Source organism: Pseudomonas sp. CIP-10, assembly GCF_020911845.1.
Taxonomy (GTDB): Bacteria; Pseudomonadota; Gammaproteobacteria; order Pseudomonadales; family Pseudomonadaceae; genus Aquipseudomonas; species Aquipseudomonas alloputida.
This window is the reverse complement of the sequence record NZ_CP087160.1, coordinates 973452-986925: the sequence shown is the minus strand read 5'-3', so window position 1 is coordinate 986925 and position 13474 is coordinate 973452. Positions and strand designations below refer to the sequence as shown.

12 protein-coding genes are annotated in these 13474 nt (G+C 60.4%); 1 reads left to right on the top strand and 11 read right to left on the bottom strand.

Annotation, left to right across the window (positions count from 1 at the left end; genetic code table 11):
• Positions 1-55: 55 nt before the first annotated feature.
• From LMH93_RS04410 to hmpA, 11 genes are all read right to left on the bottom strand, one after another.
• Positions 56-619: a GNAT family N-acetyltransferase gene (locus LMH93_RS04410; RefSeq protein ID WP_003248588.1), complete on the bottom strand. Its 564-nt coding sequence runs from the start codon at positions 617-619 to the stop codon at positions 56-58.
• A 265-nt stretch (positions 620-884) separates the two neighbouring features.
• Entirely contained in the window at positions 885-1268 is a 384-nt protein-coding gene (locus LMH93_RS04405; RefSeq protein WP_180688831.1) for a YkgJ family cysteine cluster protein, read from the bottom strand.
• A gap of 160 nt (positions 1269-1428) precedes the next feature.
• A complete protein-coding gene (locus tag LMH93_RS04400) occupies positions 1429-2556 on the bottom strand; it encodes a hypothetical protein (RefSeq protein ID WP_230064862.1) in 1128 nt (375 codons plus the stop codon).
• A gap of 114 nt (positions 2557-2670) precedes the next feature.
• Positions 2671-3879 carry an alanine transaminase gene (gene alaC, locus LMH93_RS04395; RefSeq protein WP_014861452.1) on the bottom strand — a complete coding sequence of 403 codons (1209 nt, stop codon included), beginning with the start codon at positions 3877-3879 and terminating at the stop codon, positions 2671-2673.
• A 309-nt stretch (positions 3880-4188) separates the two neighbouring features.
• Positions 4189-5076: a heme o synthase gene (gene cyoE / locus LMH93_RS04390; RefSeq protein ID WP_003248596.1), complete on the bottom strand. Its 888-nt coding sequence runs from the start codon at positions 5074-5076 to the stop codon at positions 4189-4191.
• An 11-nt stretch (positions 5077-5087) separates the two neighbouring features.
• A complete protein-coding gene (gene cyoD / locus LMH93_RS04385; protein ID WP_003248599.1) occupies positions 5088-5420 on the bottom strand; it encodes a cytochrome o ubiquinol oxidase subunit IV in 333 nt (110 codons plus the stop codon).
• Positions 5420-6046, bottom strand: a complete 627-nt coding sequence (gene cyoC / locus LMH93_RS04380; RefSeq protein ID WP_012051225.1) for a cytochrome o ubiquinol oxidase subunit III — start codon at positions 6044-6046, stop codon at positions 5420-5422. The genes cyoD and cyoC overlap by 1 nt, the downstream gene beginning before the upstream one ends.
• Positions 6047-6049: 3 nt before the next feature.
• On the bottom strand, positions 6050-8068 hold the full coding sequence (gene cyoB / locus LMH93_RS04375) for a cytochrome o ubiquinol oxidase subunit I (RefSeq protein WP_003248603.1): 2019 nt from the start codon (positions 8066-8068) through the stop codon (positions 6050-6052).
• 3 nt (positions 8069-8071) lie between these two features.
• Positions 8072-9013, bottom strand: coding sequence for a ubiquinol oxidase subunit II (cyoA, locus tag LMH93_RS04370; RefSeq protein ID WP_003248605.1), 942 nt, complete (start codon positions 9011-9013; stop codon positions 8072-8074).
• Positions 9014-9572: 559 nt separating this feature from the next.
• Positions 9573-10079 carry a disulfide bond formation protein B gene (locus LMH93_RS04365; RefSeq protein WP_003248609.1) on the bottom strand — a complete coding sequence of 169 codons (507 nt, stop codon included), beginning with the start codon at positions 10077-10079 and terminating at the stop codon, positions 9573-9575.
• A 450-nt stretch (positions 10080-10529) separates the two neighbouring features.
• A complete protein-coding gene (hmpA, locus tag LMH93_RS04360; protein WP_230064861.1) occupies positions 10530-11708 on the bottom strand; it encodes an NO-inducible flavohemoprotein in 1179 nt (392 codons plus the stop codon).
• A gap of 154 nt (positions 11709-11862) precedes the next feature.
• On the opposite strand from hmpA, the gene norR reads away from it, so the two are divergent.
• Positions 11863-13419 carry a nitric oxide reductase transcriptional regulator NorR gene (norR, locus tag LMH93_RS04355; protein ID WP_003248614.1) on the top strand — a complete coding sequence of 519 codons (1557 nt, stop codon included), beginning with the start codon at positions 11863-11865 and terminating at the stop codon, positions 13417-13419.
• The last annotated feature ends 55 nt before the right edge of the window (positions 13420-13474 follow it).

Genomic DNA, 13474 nt, shown 5'->3' with positions numbered 1-13474 from the left:
GGGCACCGGGACACAAGTGAGAATTGTTCCCGAATAGTAGCTATTCGCCGTAAGACTATGCAACAGGTGGTTCGAGCAACAAGCCGTAGATGCCAGAGTCGGACAGCTCACCCGCCACGCACCAGCGCGCCCGCAAGGTGCCTTCCAGCACAAAACCCTGGCGCTCCAGGGTGCGTGCCGAGCCTTGGTTGCGCGGATCGATTTCGCCTTCCAGACGGCGCATGTGCAGGGTGTGGGCGAGGTAGTCGATGAAGCAGGTGAGTGCTTCGTCCATGTAGCCCCTGCCCTGCACGGCGCTAGCCAGGCAGTAGCCGATTTCGCCACGGCGGGAAATGTCGTCGATGTTGAACAGCTGGACCATGCCGATCAGTTCGCCGTTGTCGCGGCGGTACATGCCGAGCTTGAGTTGGTCGCCATTGGCATAGGCTTCGCGGTCGGCGGCCAGAGCGCTTTCGGCCTCGGCCAGGTCTTGCCAGGGTGCATGGTGCCAATAGCGCATGACCTCGGGGTCGGCCATGATCGCCAGCCACTGCGCGGCATCGGCATGGCGCATGGGGCGCAGTTGCAGGCGTGGGCTGTCGAGGCAGAGGTCACTGGGGAAACTGCGGGGTGGGGTCACGCCGGATCTCCTGTCCATTGCTGGGGAGATGACAGTTTAACGTCAAGTGCAGGGTTCAGGCATCTCGGGCTGCTTTGCAGCCCGTCGCCGGCAGGTTCACCACAGGCCAGGAGCCTTGCACGCTACCTGTGGGAGCGGCCTTGCGTCGCGAAAGGGCTGCAAAGCAGCCCTGGCAATTCTCGCGGTGCCGCTGATGCCTGGGGCCGCTGTGCGGCCCTTTCGCGACGCAAGGCTCCACATCGACCGAGTCAGGCTGATTGATACCTCAGGCCACCTCAGCCCCATCATCCGGCCAATGCGGCTCGTTGGCCTCTGGCGGGGTCAGCGGCGGCAAACCATACGCCGCCCGCGCATCATCACAGCTCGGGTTATGCACCCCACCCTCCCACGACGCATCAAACTCGCGGCACGGGCTGGAACGGTTGGCGTAAATCGTACAAGCCACCTCTTTACCGATCTCGCCCTCAAGGCTGACGCAGCGGCAGGGCTTGGCATCGGTGCCGATCATGGCAACGCGCGTGGGGTTGATCTGTACCACCAGGTCGTCCGGCACTACGCCCCCGGCAGACTGGCATTCGCCCCAGAAGAAGGACACACGGAAGTACCCGCAGCAGGCGCCGCAGTCAAGGCAAGGGTTATATTCAGACATGATGTCACGGAGGGAAGGTGGTTGTTATCGGGGCTGGCCCGCGGCGCCATTTTTAATCCAACCAGGGGCCGCTGGATAGAGGGGGAATGCAAAAAAAATTGCCGCTGATCCGGCCACTGAACAAGGGCGACCAGTGCCTTCACCGGCCGCCCCCTTTCAGCTAGCAGATGGGCTGGTAGGTTTCAGCGTCCCAGCGTTGTAAACCCAGGCCTGCGCTCGGCTTGTAGTTACCTCCCTGTACCTTGCTGAACTGCGTATGCACCTCCCCACAATGCACCAGACGATCATTCTTATCGCCCTCGGTGACTACCGTGTAGGACTTACTGCGCATGGCCTGATACTGCCTGTCGGCAGCCGCCATGACCTGGTGATACTTCATCAACTGGCTGCTGCTCAAGGCCAGACGTTTGTCCAGGCGCACGCCCCAGCGGGTCAGGCAAACCTCGGCAAAGTGGCGAACGATCAGCCCAGGTTCGATCAGCACCTTGCCATCGCCTGCGCCATCAGCCGAGGCGTTGCCCACCAGCGTGGCATGGCGGCCCGGCATCGGGTAAACGCATATCCGTGTCCCTTTGGCGACCGAAGGGATCACGCAGGCAAAACCTTTGGAGCGTTCATCCCTCGAGTAGAAGCCTACGTACTCTTTGACGTTATCCGCCAGCGTTACGCGTTCGGCTTGCACGTTACCGACGCCAGGCACCGGGTCGATGGCAAATATGTTCACCGGTATGCCCCGCAATACCGGGTCTTGCGCCATGGCATTGGCCAGCATGTGGCAGCTGATCCCTCCCCTGCTCCAGCCCACCAGGTTGACCTGGGTTGGCAGGCGCGGTTTGCGGAACATGCTGATGATGCGCTCCTGCAGTTCCTGCGGGGTCGGGTGGCGATCGCCATAGTCGTAGGTTCGCCATAACCATGAGGCGGAGGAAGACACGTCCGGAATGGGCACGCCGGCAGCTTTCAGCCGCTCGTATTCTTGCTCACTGAGTTTGGTGCGCCGCCAACTGCTTTCGCCTTTGATGACCTGCAGCACATGGTTGACGTTCTCCTCCCAGCCGCGACCAAACAGCTGGCCGGTCCAGTTGAAATAGCCGCCGGGTTCGACGAACAGGTTGTCATCCTGAAGGTTGCCGCTGCCTGGGCCGTCGACGGCGATCCAGTGGGCAAATTCCCGGCTCTGGTCGTTGCTGGCCAGGGTCGAGACCAGCTCGCCATTCCAGAAGTTGGGATTGGCGTCGTCGAAACGGTGCGAGCCAGTGCCGCAGAAGTAGGCGGTGAAGACACTCATGGGGGGATCTCTTTGGTGAGAAATGAGTGCTGACGGTAGGCGTAGGGGTAACCAGAAGGCAGGCGGAAAGCTCACCCAAGAGGCAGTTGGGGCTGCTTCGCAGCCCCAATGGGCTTACTTGCGAGCCAAGCCATCAGCCCGGAACATTTGCCGGATCCCGCGGATGGCCTGGCGAATACGGTCCTGGTTCTCGATCAACGCAAAGCGCACATGGTCGTCCCCATAGTCACCAAAACCGATCCCCGGCGACACGCAGACCTTGGCCTCGGCCAACAGCTTCTTGGAGAACTCCAGCGAACCCAGGTGCGCATACTCCGGCGGGATCTTTGCCCACACGTACATCGACGCCTTGGGGTTCTCGACCATCCAGCCCAGTTCGTGCAGCCCTTTGACCAGCAGGTTGCGACGCTGGCGATACTGCTCGGCAATGTCGCGCACGCACTGTTGGTCGCCTTCCAGCGCGGCAATGGCTGCAACCTGTAGCGGGGTGAAGGTGCCATAGTCGTGGTAGCTCTTGATCCGCGCAAGGGCGTTGACCAGCTCGGGGTTGCCGACCATGAAGCCGATGCGCCAGCCGGCCATGTTGTAGCTCTTGGACAGGGTGAAGAATTCCACCGCAATGTCCTTGGCACCCGGCACCTGCATGATCGACGGGGCTTTCCAGCCGTCGTAGACGATATCGGCATAGGCCAGGTCATGCACCACCAGTACGTTGTACTGCTTGGCCAGGGCCACCACGCGCTCGAAGAAGTCCAGCTCCACGCACTGCGCGGTCGGGTTGGACGGGAAGCCCAGGATCATCATCTTCGGCTTGGGGATGGACTCGCGAATGGCCCGCTCAAGCTCGTTGAAGAAGTCCACACCCGGCACCAGCGGCACCGAACGCACCTGGGCACCGGCGATCACTGCGCCGTAGATGTGGATCGGGTAGCTGGGGTTGGGCACCAGCACCGTATCGCCCTGGTCGAGGGTGGCCAGCATCAGGTGGGCCAGGCCCTCTTTCGAGCCGATGGTAACGATGGCTTCGCTTTCCGGGTCGATGTCGACCTCGTAGCGGTCCTTGTACCAGTTGGAGATGGCCCGGCGCAGGCGCGGGATGCCGCGCGAGGTGGAGTAGCCGTGGGTGTCTTCACGTTGGGCGACCTGTACCAGCTTCTCGACGATGTGCGGCGGGGTGGCGCCATCGGGGTTGCCCATGCTCAGGTCGATGATGTCCTCGCCACGGCGGCGGGCGGCCATCTTGAGCTCGGCAGTGATGTTGAAGACGTAAGGGGGGAGACGATCGATGCGCGCAAAGCGGCGCGGCGAACCTGGGTTGGCCATGGCTTCCTCTGAGGACGTAAGCGCCCGGAACCGTCCGAGCGACGTTGGCCGATGTGGCGGCCTGAATCAGAAGATAGTGCCGAAACAGGATCCTTGTAAAGGATAATTTCCTGTTTTGTTAAAACTTTTCAGATCTATTGTTTGAAAATCAGAGATTTATATTTTCCTGTGCTGGCCTCTTCGCGGGTAAACCCGCTCCTACAGGAACCTTGTAGGAGCGGGTTTACCCGCGAAGAGGCCGGCACAGGAAAAATACCCAAAAAAAAACCCGGCACAGTGGCCGGGGTTTTCGTGAAACAGGCAGCAGTTTCAGCGTGCGTAGGTCATCAGCACATCCGCAGCGGTCTGGCTGTCCACACCCATCATCACGCTCAGGGCAGTGACGGTAAGGATGGAGAAGCCGAACACCTTGCGGGCCCACTTGCTGTCGTCCTCGGCCTTGTAACCACCCCAGGCCATGTACAGCCAGTACAGGCCCATGGCAGCTGCCACAGCCAGGTAGCCGAGGCCGGCGTAACCGCCGAGGGTAAGCATCAAGGTGGCGAGCACAAAGGCCAGCACGTACAGCACGATCTGCTTCTTCGCCGCGAGGATGCCACGTGCCACCGGCAGGACCGGAATGTTGGCAGCGCTGTAATCCTTGAAGCGGAAGATCGCGATGGCAAAGCTGTGCGGCATTTGCCAAAGGCTGAACATCACCAGCAGGGTTACCGCAGCCAGGTCGAAGCTGTTGCTCACGGCGCAGTAGCCGATCACCGGAGGCATGGCACCGGACAGGCTGCCGACCAAGGTGCCGTGCACCGATTTACGCTTCAGCCACAGGCTGTAGAAGCCGACGTAGACGACAAAGCCAATCAGTGCGCAGAACGCAGACAGCGGGTTGGCCTGGACATACAGCAGGCTGAAACCCGCCACCCCGAGCAGGGTGGCGTAGATCAGCGCGAGGGGCAGCGACATGCCGCCCTGAACCATGACACGGTTCTTGGTGCGCTCCATCTTATGGTCGATGTCACGGTCGATGCAGTTGTTGAACACGCATCCGGACGCAACCACCAGCGAAGTACCGATCACCACCGCCAGGAACAGGGCGAAATCCACATGGCCCTTCGAGGCAAGGAAGAAACCGCCTGCCACGGAAAGCACGTTACCGAAAATGATCCCCGGTTTGGTGATTTGGATAAAGTGCTTAACGGACATGCAGTCTTACCTCACTTGGCCAACATTTCGAAGTGGATGCTGAACATGATCCACAGCGACAGGCCGACAAGCAGAGCGATCACCAGGGTGGTGAACAGGAACGTCGAAACGTTGTTGCGTTGCTCTTTCGAGCGGTCCATGTGCAGGAAGTAAACCAGGTGAACAACTACCTGGATCACGGCCATGGCAACAATGATCAGAACGGTCAGGTTCTTCGGCAGGCTGGCAGTCATGGCCAGGCCGAACGGGATCGCAGTCAGGATGATCGACAGTACAAAACCGATCATGTACGACTTGACGCTGCCGTGATTACCTTCGTGATGAGTGTCGTGTGCGTTAGCCATTACAGAACCCCCAGCAGGTAAACGACGGTGAATACGCAGATCCAGACCACGTCCAGGAAGTGCCAGAACAGGCTCAGGCAGCTCATGCGGGTCTTGGCGGTCGGCGTGATGCCGTGCTTGTTGATCTGGTACATCATGATTGCCATCCAGATCAGACCAGCAGTCACGTGCAGACCGTGGGTACCTACCAGGGCGAAGAAGCCCGACAGGAAGCCACTGCGCTGCGGGCCGAAGCCCTCGCTGATCAGGTGATGGAACTCATAGATTTCCATCGCGATGAAGCCTGCACCGAACAGGAAGGTCACAGCCAACCAGCCCAGTACACCTGCTTTCTTGCCATCGAACATCTTCAGCATGGCGAAGCCGAAGGTGATCGAGGACAGCAGCAGGAACAGCGTTTCAACAGCTACGAAATCGAGCTGGAAGATGTCATGACCCGACGGGCCGCCGGCAAAACTGCCGGACAGCACCGCGTAGGTGGCGAAGAGCGACGCAAACAGGATGCAGTCGGTCATCAGGTACAGCCAGAAGCCCAGTACGGTCATCTGGCCCGAGTCGTGGTGGTGGTCGTCATGCCCATGGTCGTGACCATGAGCAGCGCCGCCGTGCATTACTTGACTGGACATTGATTACACCCGCTCAAACGATTCGACACGTGCGCCGGCAGGCAGAGCACCTGCTTTGGCCAGCGCTTTCATACGCTCGCCTTCGATGCGCGCCACTTCTTCGGCCGGAACCATGTAGCCCTGGTCGTCACGTGCAGCGTGGCGAACGAAGACAGCGATGGTTGCAACCAGGCTCGCGCCCACCAGCCACCAGATGTGCCAGATGAAGGCGAAGCCGAAGACGGTCAGGAACAGGCCCATGAACAGACCGGTAGCAGTGTTGCTCGGCATGTGGATGGCTTCGTACTTGGCCGGGGCCTTGTACGCAACGCCCGCTTCCTTGGCTTCGTGCCAGCAGTCCAGGCCAACTTTCTCAGGCATGTGAGCGAAGTTGTAGAACGGAGGTGGCGAAGAAGTCGACCATTCCAGGGTACGGCCGCCCCATGGGTCGCCGGTCACGTCCAGGTTCTGGTTGCGGTCGCGGACCGAAACGAAGATCTGGATCAGCTGGCAAGCGATACCGAACAGGATCAGCACGGCGCCGACAACGGCTACGTACAGGTAGGGTTCCCACAGTGGGTTGTCGGAGTGGTTCAGACGACGGGTCATGCCCATGAAGCCCAGGGCGTACAGCGGCATGAACGCAACGTAGAAGCCCGACAGCCAGAACCAGAAGGCAGCTTTGCCCCACTTCTCGTTCAGGGTGAAGCCGAAGGCTTTCGGGAACCAGAAGGCGAAACCGGCGATGTAGCCGAATACCGCGCCACCGATGATCACGTTGTGGAAGTGCGCAATTACGAACAGGCTGTTGTGCAGGACGAAGTCAGCACCCGGAACGGCCAGCAGTACGCCGGTCATGCCACCGATGGAGAAGGTGACCATGAAGCCCAGGGTCCAGAGCATCGGTGCGGTGAAGCGCACACGGCCTTGGTACATGGTGAACAGCCAGTTGAACAGCTTCACACCGGTCGGAATGGAGATCAGCATCGTCGCCAGGCCGAAGAAGGTGTTGACGCTGGCGCCGGCACCCATGGTGAAGAAGTGGTGCAGCCATACAGCAAAGCCGAGGATGGCGATCGCGCCCGATGCGTAAATCATCGAGTGGTGGCCGAACAGGCGTTTGCCAGAGAACGTCGAAGTGACTTCCGAGAACACGCCGAAGGCCGGCAGGATCAGGATGTAAACCTCAGGGTGACCCCACGCCCAGAACAGGTTGACGTACATCATCGGGTTCCCACCAAGCTCGTTGGTGAAGATGTGGAAGTCCAGATAACGGTCAACAGTCAGCAGAGCGAGTGCAGCAGTCAGGATCGGGAACGAAGCGACGATCAGTACGTTGGCCCAGGTGCAGGTCCAGGTGAAGATCGGCATGTCCATCAGTTTCATGCCAGGTGCGCGCATCTTCATCACGGTGACGAGGAAGTTCACGCCGGTAAGCGTCGTACCCAATCCGGATAGCTGTAGCGCCCAGATGTAGTAGTCGACACCCACCCCAGGGCTGTACTGAATGCCCGCGAGCGGCGGATAGGCAACCCAGCCGGTCTTGGCGAATTCACCAACACCCAGCGAGATGTTGACCAGCAGCACGCCTGCCAGCAGCAGGTAGAAGCTCAGGGAGTTCAGGAACGGGAAGGCAACGTCACGTGCACCGATCTGCAGAGGAACCGCCAGGTTCATCAGGCCGGTGAAGAACGGCATCGCCATGAAGATGATCATGATCACACCGTGAGCGGTGAAGATCTGGTCATAGTGTTCAGGCGGCAGATAGCCTTCGGAGCCGCCGGTTGCGGCAGCCAGCTGGGTACGCATCATGATGGCGTCGGCAAAGCCACGCAGCAGCATGACCATCGCGACGATGATGTACATCACGCCGATCTTTTTGTGGTCGACAGTAGTCAGCCACTCGCTCCACAAGTAGGTCCACTTGCGGAAATAGGTGATAAGACCGACGACAGCGATACCGCCGAGCGCGATCATGGCAAGCGTCACCATGACTATCGGCTCGTGATAGGGTATCGCCTCCAGGCTTAATTTACCGAACATCTCTTACTCCTCTGCACCGGCAGCTGGTTGCATACTCGATTCCACACCCTTGGTTGTGGCCAGATCTTTGCTGCCTGCTTCTTCGTGGCTACGACCGCGGTTCATGCCTTCGTACTTGTCGACGATCAGCTGGAACTGCTCAGGCGAAGCCTCGCTATACAGCGCGACCGGGTTGTTTTCGCTTGGTTTGGCCAAGGCGTCGTATTCGGCCTTGTCCAGCTTCTTCGGCGACTGCTTGACCTCAGCGACCCACTTGTCGAAGTCTTCCTGAGAGGTGGCAGTAGCCTTGAATTTCATGCCGGTGAAGCCAGCACCGCTGTAGTTGGCGCTGATACCGTCGAACTCGCCATTTTCGTTGGCGATCAGGTGCAGCTTGGTGGTCATGCCGGCCATGGCGTAGATCTGGCCGCCCAGGCCCGGGATGAAGAACGAGTTCATCACGGCATCGGAAGTGACGCGGAAGTTGACCGGAGTGTTAGCCGGGAAGACGATCTTGTTGACCGTGGCAATGCCCTGCTCCGGGTAGATGAACAGCCACTTCCAGTCCAGCGCGACCACGTCGATCTGAATCGGCTTAACGTCCGAATCCAGCGGACGATAAGGGTCCAGCTTGTGGGTGGAGTGGTAGGTGACGTAACCCAGGGCGATGATGATCAGGATCGGGATGATCCATACCGCGGCCTCGATCTTGGTCGAGTGCGACCAGTCAGGGGTGTAAGTGGCTGCCTTGTTGGAAGCACGGTACTTCCAGGCGAACGCCAGGGTCATGATGATCACAGGGATTACCACCAGCAGCATCAGGCCGGTAGCGATCAGGATCAGGTTCTTTTGCTCAATGCCGACCTGGCCCTTCGGGTCGAGCAGGGTCCAGTTGCACCCACTGAGTAAAAGCATGCCTAAAAAGGGCAATATGCCAAACAGTCTGGGGTAACGCTTTTTACTCATCTCACGACCTCTAGATCAGCTTGCTTCAATGCAATTTGTGTTTTGGTAGCCAACACTTCGTCCTGCCAAGTGAGGCATTTCGCGCCCGTACTCGCTCCTGCCTGGGGTCCGACTGCAGGACCTTGGCTTCAAGCGGGTTAGCGGTGCTTATGGTTTCGTAGGCAACAGGCCTGTACTTCAGACCAAGTCCATTTGGTGCGGGAAAACGCGGAGGGGTGTCCGCCCGGTATCGCCGTTGGGCGAAACTTGACGAAGTCAGCAAAAAGGAGCGCTGGGGCTTCCTTCAATCCTGCGACTCGCAAGCAGTGCCGAACGGAAATTGGGGGCGATTGTAGATAGGTCGCCAACCCTTGACTATGACTTATTGAGCAACAGTCTTTTACAGAATCCGTAACAATGCTGCTCAATAATTCAACTTCGCGACAGTTTGTCGCACCCCGCTTGCTAGGCCTCAAAGCCGCATTCTGCAAGGCCTGTGGGTTGATCTGGATCAAGCGGTGCGCAACTTTTCCCTCTTCTCATGCGGTGCAAAAGACCCCATGCAATTCGGGACTTTTGTCTAAGCCTGGCGTCGATTGCGGTAGATACCGAGCGGGACGAGGACGGCGGTCAGCACGAACGCCACAAGTGCCCATTGCGCCAGCGACAGGCCGAGGATCGGCGGATACGGCGTGCTGCAGAAGCCGTCGACCTGAAACGCCAGTGGCCACAGCTTTGCCAGTGGCAGGTCATCCACGATCGGCTGCAGGGTATCGATACCGCAACTGACCATGGGGTTGGCGAGTATATACACATGGTTGCCAGCCGCAACGATTCCGCCAATTGCACTGAGCACCACCAATGCCTCGAAGAAGGTCAGGCTGCGGCGCCCAGGCATCGCCGCAGCGATGAAGGCAAACACGGCAATGAACAGCAACGCATAACGCTGCAGGATGCACAACGGGCAAGGTGCCTCGCCTAGCACCACCTGCATGTAGAGGGCGCCGCCGATCAGTGAAAGGCAGATCAGCCCCAACAGCACCAGAAAGCGCCGTTCCCGATTCAGGCGCGATGTTTGTTCGTTCATTGCCGGTTCCTTCGATGGATAGTGGCAGCGTGGTCCGCCTGCCTGGGCGCAAGTCTACACGCTGGGCATGGCCTGTGAGCATGCCGAGGGAGCGTCGCGGAAGCACTGCGCAGGGCTATCCAGTGTGACTGAGACCGGCCGCAACGACGTCGGTTCAACGCCGGGCGGCAAAAAAACGGCTGCCCAGGTGCCGCGCAGGGGCAAGCCCCTCGACACCCGGGAGTGAAGGATACCGTGATTAAAGGATGATTAAGGATGAAAGCGCAGCGCCCGGTTTCATCTTTCCTTTATATATAGGCAGAACGGTGTGCTGCAGCGGGGGGACGAGTACTTTATAAGCCTGTACCGGCCCCTTCGCGGGTAAACCCGCTCCTACTGCACCACATTCAAGACCGGTGCAATACCTGTGGGAGCGGGCTTGCCCGCGAAGAGGCCGGCGCAGGTGCTACATCACTCCAGCGCTGCCGCCGGCCCGAAGAACTCGTAGCGGCTCTGCTGCTCCGGCACACCCAGGCCCTTCAGCTGGCGCTTGACCGCCGCCATGAAGCCCTTGGGGCCGAGGAAGTAGGCGTCCACGTCACGCTCCTGCGGCAGCCACTCGGCAAGCAGGTCTTCACTGAGCAAGCCCACGGCGTCGGCCGCTGCGCCACCTTCCGGCTCGGCATAGCAGTAGAAGCGCTTGAGCTGTGGATGGCGCGCCGCCAGGCCATCGATCCAGTCCCGGAAGGCATGCACCGCGCCGTTACGCGCACAGTGGATGAAATGCACCTCGCGCCGGGTTTGCAGTGCTGCCTGCAGCATCGCCAGGGTCGGGGTAATGCCCACCCCTCCGCTGATCAGCACCAGCGGCTTGTCGCTGGCTGCCAGGGTGAAGTCACCCGCAGGCGGGAACAGTTGCAGGGTATCGCCCACCACCAGCTCATCGTGCAGGTAGTTGGAGACCTTGCCGCCCGCCTCGCGCTTGACGCTAATGCGGTATTCCTTGCCGTCGCACAGCGCCGACAGGGAATAGTTGCGGCGCTGCTCGGCACCGTCAATGTCAAGTTTCAGACCGATGTACTGGCCAGGTTCTGCCTTGAGCACCGGCATGCCATCCACCGGGGCGAAGTAGAACGAAACGATCTCGCTGCTTTCCTGCTCGCGGCGTACCAGGCGGAATTCACGGGTACCGCGCCAGCCACCCTCGGCCTCTTCCTTCTCTTTATAGAGGTTTTCTTCAGCGCCAATCAGAATGTCGGCCAGCTGGCCATAGGCCGCGCCCCACGCGTCGATCACCGCAGGGGTGGCAATGTCCTTGCCCAGCACTTCCTCGATGGCGCGCAGCAGGCAGCTTCCGACAATCGGGTAGTGCTCCGGCAGAATCTGCAGGGCAACATGCTTGTTGATGATCTGCCCGACCAGGCCGCCCAGTTGCTCCAGCTGGTCGATATGGCGGGCATACATCAACACGCCGCTAGCCAGCGCACGCGGCTGATCGCCACTGGCCTGGTGGGCCTGGTTGAACAGCGGCCGTACCTCGGGGTATTCGCTGAGCATCATCTTGTAGAAGTGGGTGGTCAGCGCTTCGCCGCCGCTTTCCAGCAGAGGTACAGTGGCCTTGATGATTGCACGTTGTTCGGCATTGAGCATTGCAACAACTCCTGAGCCTGTGGCTTCAAATGACTGCCCGTGCCATTACAGCAATCGTGCCAACTTTTATCGCCAGCAAAATCAGGGGTTTGATGCAGGTCATGTCAAAACGACCCACCTCTGCGTATAGTCATATCGACCCATAGGAGTCCATATGACTACACAGCCACTGCTCACCACCCTCCTGCCCCTGGTCAGCGACCTGTCCCGCGATTTGCCCGACCAGGAACGCTACCGCCGCCTGTTGCAAGCCATGCGTGGCCTGCTGCCGTGCGATGCTGCAGCACTGCTGCGACTGGATGGTGAATGGCTGGTGCCGCTGGCAGTGGATGGCCTTAGCCCCGACACCCTCGGCCGGCGCTTTCGGGTCAGCGAGCACCCGCGTTTCCAGATACTGCTCAGCCGCCCGGAACCCACCCGATTCGCCAGCGATTCCGAACTGCCCGACCCCTACGATGGTTTGGTCAATGCCCCCGATGCCGACCTTGAAGTGCACGACTGCATGGGCTGCCCGTTGATGGTCGATGAGCGCCCATGGGGCCTGGTCACCCTCGACGCCCTCACCCCCGGGCAGTTCCAGAGCCTGGAGCTGGATGCCCTGCAGGCCTTTGCCAGCCTGGCTGCCGCCACCGTTACCGTGGCCGAGCGTATCGAGCACCTGGCCCTGCGCGCCGAAGACGAACACCATCGCGCCGAGCTCTACCGTCAGGCCAGCGGCCAGGATAGAGAGCTGATTGGCCAGAGCCCCGCGCACAAACGCCTGGTGGAGGAAATTCGTCTGGTCGGCAGCAGCGACCTGACCGTGCTGATCACCGGCGAAACCGGGGTTGGCAAGGAGCTGGTGGCCCAGGCCCTGCACCAGGCCAGTAACCGCGCCGACAAGCCGCTGGTCAGCCTCAACTGCGCCGCCCTGCCCGACACCTTGGTGGAAAGCGAACTGTTCGGTCATGTGCGCGGCGCCTTCACCGGCGCGCATGGCGAGCGCCGCGGCAAGTTCGAACTGGCCAACGGCGGCACGCTGTTCCTCGACGAAGTTGGCGAACTGCCGCTGACGGTGCAGGCGAAACTGCTACGCGTGCTGCAAAGCGGCCAGCTGCAGCGCCTGGGTTCGGACCGCGAGCACCGGGTGGACGTGCGCCTGATCGCCGCTACCAACCGCGACCTCGCTGCCGAGGTGCGTACGGGCAACTTTCGCGCCGACTTCTATCACCGCCTCAGCGTTTACCCGCTGCACGTACCACCTTTGCGCGAACGTGGGCGAGACGTGCTGCTATTGGCGGGCTACTTCCTCGAACAGAACCGTTCACGGCTGGGCCTGAACAGCCTGCGCCTGAGCCATGAGGCCCAAGCCGCGTTGATCGCCTACGACTGGCCAGGCAACGTGCGCGAACTGGAACACCTGATCGGCCGCTCGGCACTCAAGGCGCTGGGCCAGCACCCTGATCGGCCACGTATCCTCACCCTCGAAGCCATCGACCTGGACCTGCGTGTGTCGGCAACCACGCCAGGCACGCTGCCCTCCCCCGCTGCACCGCTGCAAGTGGTCACCCCGCCGGAAGGCGGCTTGCGTGAAGCCGTCGATATTTACCAGCGACAGGTGATCGAAGCCTGCCTGCAGCGGCATCAGGACAACTGGGCAGCAGCGGCCCGCGAACTCGGTCTGGACCGCGCAAACCTGAGCCGTTTGGCCCGCAGGCTAGGGCTTCGCTGAGGCTTTTCTACCAAAGGATTAACCCAGAAAGCCATCTGGTTGCTTCCGCACCGGC

Coding starts and splice junctions, on each gene's coding strand:
- norR (WP_003248614.1), top strand. CDS start 11,863: ATGACTACACAGCCACTGCTCACCACCCTCCTGCCCCTGGTCAGCGAC.
- alaC (WP_014861452.1), bottom strand. CDS start 3,879: ATGGCCAACCCAGGTTCGCCGCGCCGCTTTGCGCGCATCGATCGTCTC.
- LMH93_RS04400 (WP_230064862.1), bottom strand. CDS start 2,556: ATGAGTGTCTTCACCGCCTACTTCTGCGGCACTGGCTCGCACCGTTTC.
- LMH93_RS04365 (WP_003248609.1), bottom strand. CDS start 10,079: ATGAACGAACAAACATCGCGCCTGAATCGGGAACGGCGCTTTCTGGTG.
- cyoB (WP_003248603.1), bottom strand. CDS start 8,068: ATGTTCGGTAAATTAAGCCTGGAGGCGATACCCTATCACGAGCCGATA.
- cyoE (WP_003248596.1), bottom strand. CDS start 5,076: ATGTCCGTTAAGCACTTTATCCAAATCACCAAACCGGGGATCATTTTC.
- cyoA (WP_003248605.1), bottom strand. CDS start 9,013: ATGAGTAAAAAGCGTTACCCCAGACTGTTTGGCATATTGCCCTTTTTA.
- hmpA (WP_230064861.1), bottom strand. CDS start 11,708: ATGCTCAATGCCGAACAACGTGCAATCATCAAGGCCACTGTACCTCTG.
- cyoD (WP_003248599.1), bottom strand. CDS start 5,420: ATGGCTAACGCACACGACACTCATCACGAAGGTAATCACGGCAGCGTC.
- LMH93_RS04405 (WP_180688831.1), bottom strand. CDS start 1,268: ATGTCTGAATATAACCCTTGCCTTGACTGCGGCGCCTGCTGCGGGTAC.
- cyoC (WP_012051225.1), bottom strand. CDS start 6,046: ATGTCCAGTCAAGTAATGCACGGCGGCGCTGCTCATGGTCACGACCAT.